The organism is Mycobacterium sp. E342 (genome assembly GCF_001667665.1).
In the GTDB taxonomy this organism is placed as follows: Bacteria; Actinomycetota; Actinomycetes; order Mycobacteriales; family Mycobacteriaceae; genus Mycobacterium.
Genome location: NZ_LZJM01000220.1, coordinates 1 through 543, shown reverse-complemented (window position 1 = coordinate 543; position 543 = coordinate 1). Strand labels below are relative to the sequence as shown.

Annotated in this window: 1 pseudogene; it reads left to right on the top strand. The window is 65.0% G+C overall.

Features of this window, described 5'->3' with window-relative positions:
• A pseudogene (locus A5692_RS16565) lies at window positions 1-543 on the top strand (condensation domain-containing protein); the annotation flags it as partial.

The window sequence follows — 543 nt, the reverse complement described above, 5'->3', positions numbered from 1 at the left end:
TCGAGCAGGCCGATTTCGGCTGGGCCGGTGATCGACCGGTAGTGGACGCACGAGCGGCTCGAGGAGGCCATCGCCGCGGCGGCAGAATACTGGTTCGATCTGGCAACCGAAATCCCGATCCACACCGAGCTTTTCCGGTTGGGCCCCGATGAGTATGTGTTGGTGGCGGTGGCCCACCACATCGCCGCCGACGGCTGGTCGACCACACCACTGATACGAGATCTGGGTGTGGCCTATACCAGCCGCGCTCAAAGCCAGACTCCAAGTTGGGCGCCGTTGGCGGTGCAGTACGCCGACTACACACTCTGGCAACGTGAGCAGTTCGGTGACCTCGACGACCCACACAGCCGCATCGGCGGACAGTTGGCTTACTGGCAGCACGCGTTGGCCGGCATGCCCGAACGCCTGGTGTTGCCCACGGATCGGCCCTATCCGGCGGTGGCCGATTATCGGGGGGCCAGTATCGCGATCGAGTGGCCGGCGGGGTTGCAGCAGCAGATCACCCGGCTGGCCCGCGCGCATGATGCGACCAGTTTCATGGTG